The following is a 7,977-nucleotide window of genomic DNA, read 5'->3' as shown; positions in this document are numbered from 1 at the left end:
GTGCCGCAGCGCTCGGCGACGGTGGCCAGGGCGGTCCAGGCGTCCGGGGCCTGGGTGGAGAACAGGAGGTCGGCCAGCCGGGCCGTCCGGCCGCGCCGGACGACCTCGTGGCCGAGGTCGCGGAACAGCGCGACGACGTCGCAGGCGGGCTCGTCGAGCAGGTCGACGCCGTCCAGGCGGAGCCGCATCTCGGGATTGCCGCTCCAGCCGGGCCCGCGCGTCCCGAAGATCTCGGCGAGCCGCTCGACGCAGTCCTCGCCGCGGTCGGTGGACAGGGCGAGCCGCCCGCGCCCGACCCGGACGCTGCGGTGGTCGGCCCAGCCGCACAGCAGCGACGCCTTGGGCGGTGGGGTGCCGCAGCGCTCGGCGACGGTGGCCAGGGCGGTCCAGGCGTCCGGGGCCTGGGTGGAGAACAGGAGGTCGGCGCCGGGCAGCAGGGCGCCGCGCCCGGGTTCGAGGGTGATGACGTACGGGGCGACGCGTCCGGGGAAGCGGGCCGGGTCGGCCTCCTGGAGCGTGACGAGCCCCTCCCACGCGACCGGCTCGTCCACGGCGAACCAGGTGATCACGGCCTCGGCGCCGAACTCGCGGAAGGTCGCGTCGGTCAGCCGCTCGGCGATCGCCTCGCGCAGCCCCTCGGCCGTCTCGCAGAGCCTGCGGTGCCACCACGGCGGCTCGGGGTCGGACGCCCGGCCGGTCTGCCAGCGGATGCCGGCCCCGGCGAAGTCCGAGCGCCGCTCCGCGCCCGAGTCGTCCACGACCACGCAGTGCCAGCCGTCCGGCTCGCCGCGCAGCAGGACGCGTGCGGGCACGCGCCGCCGGTCAGCCCCCTCAATCCGCATTCGGACGACCCTATCCGCCCAAGAGGCGCAGCACGCTCCATTCGGGCCGCTCCCGGCGCGCCTTCCGGCCGTCCGCCGGGGCCGGGGGCGCCGCGTCCGGCTCGACCAAGATCGTCCCGCGCGCCGCTATTGCGGACAGGCGGTTTCCCCGCGACACGGCGACCGTTGCTTGGTCCGGACGGATATGTCGGTACGGTCGGAGGGCACTGGCCGCGCGGGGCGCCCGCCCCGGGGCCGTCCTACCCGACCTTCCGGAGGTTCGAGCGTGACCCACTCCGATCAGGTCTTGCGTTCCCCGAAGGAGCGCGAAGCGGTGAACGGCGCCGTCCGCGCGCTCCGGTCGGCCGCGCCCGCCGGCTGGGAGCGGCTCGGCTTCGAGTTCCGGGCGACGGTCGGGATCGACAGCGCCTCCTTCGAGGTCGAGGACGCGGGCGGGGAGCGGCGCAAGGCCATGCCGCCGGGCCAGGCCGTCGGCAGGATGGACGAGCTGCGCCGCGTCATGTACCGGCGCGGCAAGGGCGCCTGGTTCACCGCCCGCCTGGAGGTCGAACGCTCGGGCCGGTTCAGCGCCGAGTTCGACTACGAGGGCGAACCCGACTTCACCCCGCCGCTGACGCCCTCCGCGTACGCCCTGGACCTCGACCGCTTCCCCCGGACGGACGAGCACATCCCCGACTGGCTCCGCGAGAAGCTCCGCGACGCCTGACCGACCGGGGGCGGCGTCGGGGGGCCGCGTCCCGGGGTGTGGACGGAGCAGCGCCGGAGGCGGGGCAGACTTGAGGGGTGCCCGCGACCCTGCCCGATGGTGATCCCGTCCCCGCCGACGGCGCGCTGCCCGGCAGCGCCCTGGAAGGGCTCGGCGGCCGTCCGCTCGCGTTCTACGTGCACGTGCCCTTCTGCGTGACCCGGTGCGGGTACTGCGACTTCAACACCTACACGGCCACCGAGCTGGGTCCAGGCGCGAGCCGCGACTCCTACGCCGACACCGCCGTCGCCGAGGTGCGGCTGGCGCGGCGCGTCCTGGGCGACGCCGACCTGCCGGTGGAGACCGTGTTCGTGGGCGGTGGCACGCCGACCCTCCTGCCGCCGGACGACCTGGGCCGCGTCCTGGCCGCCATCGACGCCGAGTTCGGGCTCGCGCCCGGCGCCGAGGTCACCACCGAGGCGAATCCCGAGTCGGTGGACGAGGCGTACGTGGGGAAGCTGCGCGAGGCCGGGTTCACGCGCATCTCCTACGGGATGCAGAGCGCGCGCGAGCACGTCCTGGCCGTCCTCGAACGCACTCACACGCCCGGCCGCGTCCCGCAGGTCGTCGACTGGACGCGCAAGGCGGGCTTCGAGCACATCAACCTGGACCTCATCTACGGGACGCCAGGGGAGAGCGACGACGACTGGCGAGCCTCCCTGGAAGCCGCCCTCGCCATGGAACCGGACCATGTGTCGGCGTACGCGCTCATCGTCGAGGAGGGCACCCGCCTGGCGGCGCAGGTGCGGCGCGGCGAGCTGGCCGCGCCCGACGACGACGCCATGGCCGACCGGTACCTGATGGCCGACGAGCTCCTGAGCGCGCACGGCCTGCGCTGGTACGAGATCTCCAACTGGGCGACCGGCCCGGACGCGGCCTGCCGCCACAATCTCCTCTACTGGACGGGCGCCGACTGGTGGGGCGTCGGGCCCGGCGCGCACAGTCATGTCGGCGGGACGCGCTGGTGGAACGTCAAGCACCCCGCCGCGTACGCCGCCCGCCTCGCCGAGGGGACGACCCCGGCGCACGCCCGCGAGGTCCTGGACGACGAGGACCGCCGCGTCGAACGGATCATGCTGGAGGTGCGGCTCGCCGCGGGCTGCCCGGCCGAGCTGCTGGACGACGCGGCCGTCCGGCGGGCGATCGACGGCGGGCTGGTCGAGCCCGGCCCGTACGAGGACGGCCGCGCGGTCCTGACCCGGCGGGGCCGTCTGCTCGCCGACGCCGTCGTCCGCGAGTTGACCTGACCTCGCCCCGGGCCGGGCCCGCGAGCACGGCTCCCCGTCAGGTGATCATCGGCCAGGCCATGAAGGACGGGTAGCGGTACCACTCGCCCCGGTTCCCCGCGAGCCCCGCCATGATCAGGAAGACGATCGCGGCGATGGCGGCCGCGAACAGCGTGAGGAACCCGATGAGCACGAACATCAGCACGAAGCTGATGATCGCGTAGGCGAGCTGGGTGATGGCGAAGTTGAGGCCCTGCGCGCCGTGGTGGCGCAGGAACGGCGACTCGTCCTTCTTGATCAGGTAGACCAGCAGCGGGGCGATGAAGCCCAGCAGGAACTGCCCGAGGTGGGCCAGCATCGCCCAGGTCCGCTCGTCGGAGGTCGCCGCGTAGCCGGCGGGCGCGCCATAGGGCTGGAGTTGCCCGCCGTACCCGTAGCCCGGCGCCTGGCCGTGCCCGGGAGCCTGTCCGTATCCGGGCTGCTGTCCGTAGCCGTACCCCGGCTGCTGCTCATAGCCCGGCTGTTGTCCATAGCCAGGCTGTTGTCCGTAGCCGGGCTGTTGTCCATAGCCAGGCTGTTGTCCGTAGCCGGGCTGTTGCCCATAGCCAGGCTGTTGTCCGTAGCCGGGCTGTTGTCCATAGCCAGGCTGTTGTCCGTAGCCGGGCTGTTGCCCATAGCCAGGCTGTTGTCCGTACCCGGGCTGTTGCCCATAGCCAGGCTGTTGTCCGTAGCCCGGCTGTTGCCCATAGCCGGGTTCCTGGCCGTGGCCAGGCTGCTCTCCCTGACCGGGCTGGTCACCCTGGCCCGGCTGGTCTGGCGGCCCGTACGTCATCGGGTGCTCCTTCTACGGACCGCCGCGCGGACGGGCGGGCCGGGGGTCAGGGTGCGGTCACGAAGTCGATGAGCTCCTCGACGCGGCCCAGGAGGGCGGGCTCCAGATCCGTGTAGGCGTTCACCGAGCGCAGGATCCGCTTCCAGCTCGCACCCACGTCGTCCCCCCAGCCAAGCTCGGCGAGAACCCCTTCCTTCCAGGGTACGCCGCGGGGGACGCGGGGCCAGGCCCGAATGCCCACGGACGCGGGCTTCACGGCCTCCCAGATGTCGATGAACGGGTGTCCGGTGACGAGCACGTGCGGGGAGGAGACCCGCGCGGCGATACGGCTCTCCTTGGAGCCCTCCACGAGGTGGTCGACGAGGACGCCGAGCCGCCGGCCCTCGTCCGGGGCGAACTCCTCGACGATGGCGGGCAGGTCGTCCACGCCCTCCAGGTACTCCACGACGACGCCCTCGACGCGCAGGTCGTGGCCCCAGACCTTCTCCACCAACTCGGCGTCGTGGAGGCCCTCCACGTAGATCCGGCTCTCCTTGGCCACCTTCGCGCGCAACCCCTGGACGGCGATCGAGCCGGACGCCGAGCGGGCCGGCCCCCGGGGCGCGGCGCTCGGCCGGACGAGCGTGACGGGCCGTCCGTCGATGAGGAACCCCGACTTCGTCAGCGGGAACACGCGGCGCTTGCCGAACCGGTCCTCCAAGGTGACGCCGAACTTGTCGCAGCCGACCACGGCGCCGCAGAACCCGCTGTCCGGGTCCTCGGCGACGAGGCCGGGTTCGGCCGGGATCTCGGGGATCTGTCCTTTGCGAGGCCGTCGCCAGTCGCCGGACAGTACGTCGTTTCCATAGTCCTTACTCGGCACAGCTCCGCACATTAACCGGAAGGATAAGATCGCGCAGCCGTCCGCGGGCGTGGGGCGCGCGTCGTATCGGAGACGCCGCGCGACCGGCGGGGAAGGCGCGGTACGGCGGTTCTGGAGCGGCGGCTGTCCCGCGGGGACTCCAGAGTACGGCCGCCGGGTCGTACACTTGGCACTCGAAAGTACGGAGTGCCAAGCGGGAAGGCCAGGGGGCGATCATCGGCCGATGGGGCCTGCGGTAGGGGAAGAAGGAGGTGAGCACGTGCTGGACGACCGGAAGCTCGCGGTCTTGCGCGCCATAGTCGAGGACTATGTCTCCACCAATGAGCCGGTGGGTTCCAAGGCCCTGGTGGAACGGCACAACCTCGGCGTGTCCTCCGCCACGATCCGCAACGACATGGCCGTGCTGGAGGAGCAGGGGTACATCGCCCAGCCCCACACCAGCGCGGGCCGGGTCCCCACCGACAAGGGGTACCGGCTGTTCGTCGACCGGCTGTCGACGATCAAGCCGCTGTCGATCGCCGAGCGCCGCGCCATCGAGACGTTCCTGACCGGCGCCTACGACCTCGACGACGTCGTCGGCCGCACGGTGCGGCTGCTCGCGCAGCTCACCCGGCAGGTCGCCGTCGTGCAGTACCCCTCGCTGACGCGCTCGGCGGTGCGGCACGTGGAGCTGGTCCCGGTCGCCGAGGGCCGGCTGCTGCTCGTCCTGATCACCGATACGGGACGGGTCGAGCAGCGGGTGATCGACACCTACGGCCCGATCTCCGAGGAATCGATCGGGCACCTGCGGGCGTTGCTCAACACATGCCTGGACGGTCTCGGCCTCGGCGACGTGCCCACGGCCGTCGCGGACCTCCCCGACAAGGTGGGTCCCGACGACCGCCCGCTGGCCGCGTCGGTGCTGTCGGTCCTGCTGGAGACGCTCGTCGAGAAGCACGAGGAGAAGATCGTCTTCGCGGGGGCGGCGAACCTGGCGGCGGTGGACTTCTCGCAGAGCCTGCGGGAGGTCCTGGTGGCGCTGGAGGAGCAGGTCGTCCTCATGCGGCTGCTCGGCGAGACCGGCGATTCCTCTACTGTTACGGTGCGGATCGGCACCGAGAACCCCGACGAGGGGCTCCGATCGACCTCGGTCGTCGCCGCCGACTACGGCGTGGGCGACCTCACGCTGGCCCGGCTGGGAGTGCTCGGGCCGACACGCATGGATTACCCCAGCACGATGGGAGCGGTACGGGCAGTGGCACGCTACGTGGGACAGATCCTGGCGGGGTCGTAAGGTGGCCAACGACTACTACGCGATCCTGGGCGTCCGGAGGGACGCCGGCGCCGACGAGGTCAAAAGGGCCTACCGACGGCTCGCGCGGGAGCTCCACCCGGACGTCAACCCGGATCCGGAGACCCAGGAGAAGTTCAAGGAGATCACCCAGGCGTACGAGGTGCTCTCCGATCCCAAGAAGCGCGAGATGTACGACCTCGGCGCGGACCCGTTCGCGTCCGGCGCGGGCGGGGCGGGCGCCGGCGGCTTCGGCGGCGCCGGGTTCCCGTTCAGCGACATCATGGACGCCTTCTTCGGCAGCGCGGCCTCGCGGGGCCCGCGCTCGCGGGCCCGCCGCGGCCGCAACGCGACGCTGCGGGTCGAGCTGGACCTGGCGGAGACCGCGTTCGGCACCACCCGCGAGCTGTCCATCGACACCGCGGTCGCCTGCACGAGCTGCGAGGGCACGGGCTGCGCGCCCGGTACCCACCCGGACACGTGCGAGACGTGCCACGGCCGCGGCGAGGTGCAGCAGGTGCAGCGCTCGTTCCTCGGCCAGGTGATGACGGCGCGCCCGTGCCCCGCGTGCGGCGGCTTCGGCTCGGTGATCCGCAACCCGTGCGCCGAGTGCTCGGGCGACGGCCGGGTCCGCACCCGCCGGACGGTCAAGGTCAAGATCCCCGCGGGCGTCGAGAACGGCATCCACATCCAGCTCGCCGGGGAGGGCGAGGTCGGCCCCGGCGGCGGCCCGCCCGGCGACCTGTTCCTGGAGATCGTGGAGAAGCCCCACGAGATCTTCGAGCGGGAGGGCGACGACCTGCACTGCACGGTCCAGATCCCGATGACGGCCGCCGCGCTCGGCACCAGCGTCACCGTCGAGACGCTCGACGCCGCCGAGCCCGTCGACATCAAGCCCGGCACGCAGTCGGGCCAGGTCATCACGCTGTACGGGCGGGGCGTCCGGCACCTCAACGAGAGCGGCCGCGGCGACCTGATGATCCACGTCAACGTGGAGACGCCGAACCGGCTCGACGAGGAGCAGGAGGAACTGCTGCGGCGGCTGGCCAAGCTGCGCGGCGAGGAGCGTCCGCCCGGCAAGTTCGCGCCCGGGCAGCGCGGTGTGTTCTCCCGTATAAGGGATGTGTTCAACCAGCATTGAAGCGAGGCCGTGGCGGCCTACCGCGAAGGCCGCCGCGGCGATTCCCCGCCGTGACCGTGCCCCGCACCGTCCACGGCGGGTTCGCTCGTCCTTGAGGGGGTCGCGATGAGTCCGCCCGTGTTCCTCGCCGCGACCGCGGCGCTGGAGGGCGAGCGCGTGGTGCTCGACGGTCCCGAGGGCCGGCACGCCGCGGCCGTGCGGCGGCTGCGGCCCGGCGAGCGCGTCGACCTGACCGACGGCGAGGGGCTGCTGGCCGAGTGCGTGGTCGCCGCGTCCGACCGCGCGTCCCTCACGCTGGACGTGGTGGCGCGGCACCGTCAGCCGCCGCCCCGGCCCCGCCTGGTGGTCGTCCAGGCCCTCCCGAAGGGCGACCGGGGCGAGCTGGCCGTGGAGACCATGACCGAGGTCGGCGTGGACGAGATCGTCCCGTGGCAGGCGGCCCGCTGCGTCACCCAGTGGCGGCCGGAGCGCCGTGAGAAGGCCCTCGCCCGCTGGCGCGGCACGGCCCGCGAGGCGGGCAAGCAGGCCCGCCGCGGCCGTCTGCCGGAGGTGTCCGGCCTGGCGTCCACGCAGGACGTCGCCGCCCGCGTCGCCGCCGCGTCCCTCGCCCTGGTGCTGCACGAGGAGGCCGACGCGCCGCTCAGCGCCGTCGAGCCGCCCCCGGACGGCGAGATCGTCGTCGTGGTCGGCCCGGAGGGCGGCATCACCGGCGAGGAGCTGGAGCGTTTCAGCGCGGCGGGCGGGCGTCCCACCCGGCTCGGCCCCACCGTCCTGCGGACGTCGACGGCGGGCGTCGCGGCCGCCGCCGTCCTCCTGGCCTTCACTGGCCGCTGGTAGCGCGCGCGGGCGCCCAGGGCCCCCTGGAGTGCACCTCAGCGCCTCAAGACGCCCAAAGGCCCCCAAAACCCCGCAAAGCCCTCCAGGTGCGGCGACGGCGTTCTCAGGGGCCGTCAGGGGGTGGTGCCGGGCTCGGCGCCCGGGCCCGACTGGGTGGTGGGCTCGGTCGACGTCGGCGACGGCTGCTCCGTCGGCTCGGGGTCGGTGGGCTTGGAGGTCACC

At 73.2% G+C, this 7,977-nt stretch carries 8 protein-coding genes; 5 read left to right on the top strand and 3 right to left on the bottom strand.

Annotated features, from left to right (window positions below):
* Window positions 1–842, bottom strand: an 842-nt coding sequence (locus E1298_RS40590; protein WP_131902705.1) for a hypothetical protein, incomplete at its 3' end; no start/stop codon positions are given.
* Window positions 843–1,107: 265 nt separating this feature from the next.
* On the opposite strand from E1298_RS40590, the gene E1298_RS40585 reads away from it, so the two are divergent.
* Both E1298_RS40585 and hemW read left to right on the top strand, forming a co-directional pair.
* Complete coding sequence (locus E1298_RS40585; protein ID WP_131902704.1) at window positions 1,108–1,548, top strand: antitoxin YezG family protein; 441 nt, start codon at window positions 1,108–1,110, stop codon at window positions 1,546–1,548.
* A gap of 77 nt (window positions 1,549–1,625) precedes the next feature.
* Entirely contained in the window at window positions 1,626–2,834 is a 1,209-nt protein-coding gene (hemW, locus tag E1298_RS40580) for a radical SAM family heme chaperone HemW (protein WP_131902703.1), read from the top strand.
* Between the two features lie 37 nt (window positions 2,835–2,871).
* Here hemW and E1298_RS40575 read toward each other — a convergent pair whose 3' ends face one another.
* Window positions 2,872–3,645, bottom strand: a complete 774-nt coding sequence (locus tag E1298_RS40575) for a DUF4870 domain-containing protein (RefSeq protein WP_131902702.1) — start codon at window positions 3,643–3,645, stop codon at window positions 2,872–2,874.
* A 46-nt stretch (window positions 3,646–3,691) separates the two neighbouring features.
* Window positions 3,692–4,507, bottom strand: coding sequence for a DUF3097 domain-containing protein (locus E1298_RS40570; protein WP_131902701.1), 816 nt, complete (start codon window positions 4,505–4,507; stop codon window positions 3,692–3,694).
* Window positions 4,508–4,766: 259 nt separating this feature from the next.
* On the opposite strand from E1298_RS40570, the gene hrcA reads away from it, so the two are divergent.
* The 3 genes from hrcA to E1298_RS40555 all read left to right on the top strand — a co-directional run bounded on the left by hrcA (window position 4,767) and on the right by E1298_RS40555 (window position 7,755).
* Entirely contained in the window at window positions 4,767–5,780 is a 1,014-nt protein-coding gene (gene hrcA / locus E1298_RS40565) for a heat-inducible transcriptional repressor HrcA (RefSeq protein ID WP_131902700.1), read from the top strand.
* 1 nt (window position 5,781) lies between these two features.
* Window positions 5,782–6,918: a molecular chaperone DnaJ gene (gene dnaJ, locus E1298_RS40560; protein ID WP_131902699.1), complete on the top strand. Its 1,137-nt coding sequence runs from the start codon at window positions 5,782–5,784 to the stop codon at window positions 6,916–6,918.
* 105 nt (window positions 6,919–7,023) lie between these two features.
* The gene (locus tag E1298_RS40555; protein WP_131902698.1) at window positions 7,024–7,755 is read left to right on the top strand and encodes a 16S rRNA (uracil(1498)-N(3))-methyltransferase; all 732 of its coding nucleotides are present in this window, start codon (window positions 7,024–7,026) and stop codon (window positions 7,753–7,755) included.
* The last annotated feature ends 222 nt before the right edge of the window (window positions 7,756–7,977 follow it).

Origin of the sequence: Actinomadura rubrisoli (assembly GCF_004349215.1) — a bacterium.
GTDB lineage: Bacteria > Actinomycetota > Actinomycetes > Streptosporangiales > Streptosporangiaceae > Spirillospora > Spirillospora rubrisoli.
This window is presented reverse-complemented; position numbering and strand designations above follow the sequence as displayed.

What these genes read in the sequence shown, in the direction of transcription:
- E1298_RS40575 (WP_131902702.1), bottom strand. Translation starts at nt 3,645, where the DNA reads ATGACGTACGGGCCGCCAGACCAGCCGGGCCAGGGTGACCAGCCCGGT.
- E1298_RS40555 (WP_131902698.1), top strand. Translation starts at nt 7,024, where the DNA reads ATGAGTCCGCCCGTGTTCCTCGCCGCGACCGCGGCGCTGGAGGGCGAG.